This window comes from Geobacillus zalihae NBRC 101842 (genome assembly GCF_001544135.1).
GTDB classification, from domain to species: domain Bacteria; phylum Bacillota; class Bacilli; order Bacillales; family Anoxybacillaceae; genus Geobacillus; species Geobacillus zalihae.
The window spans coordinates 1-555 of the sequence record NZ_BCPV01000160.1; the positions used below are offsets into that span (position 1 = coordinate 1).

1 protein-coding gene is annotated in these 555 nt (G+C 53.0%); it reads right to left on the minus strand.

Annotated features, from left to right (window positions below; translation table 11 throughout):
• A partial coding sequence (locus GZ1_RS17825) for an IS1634 family transposase N-terminal domain-related protein (RefSeq protein ID WP_506256205.1) occupies window positions 1–555 on the minus strand: 555 nt, incomplete at both ends.

Sequence of the window (555 nt, forward strand, 5' to 3'; positions counted from 1 at the left end):
TTCAATAAATCGGCCACGGCATGGAACACTTGGCGTTCCAATTCCGGCTGCACGGCCAGCAGCTCATCCATCGCCCGGTACAACTGGTGGCTGGCGACTTGGGGAAGATGAGGGATATGCACGTCTTTCTCCACCCACTCCTCCATCGCCAACTTGCTTGACGGATGAAGGGCACGATTCGCCACCATGGCAAAAATCAGCCGTTCCAACGGAATCTGATGATGTCGGGAGGCAAACAAGGAGTGGAGAATCTCTCCCAATCCCAGTTGTCTCCAGAGCTGATCCAAAAGCCAAGCGCCACCAAGGCGTTTGCTTGATTGAAACTGAAAGTCATCCGACACTTCTCCTGTCAACGTCTCGATTTCCCAAGCCTGCTCAGGAGAAAGGAATCGCGAAATGCTTTTGGCCAGACGCTCCAAGACAGCGCGATCCACCTCGTCTTCGCGCCCAAACGAATAAATCACCTTCGCTTTCGCATATTTGGCCTTCGGATCCCATTCGTTGTGAGCAAGCTGGAGATACGCCACGGTCGTTCCATCTTTGTTTTTGCGTGTT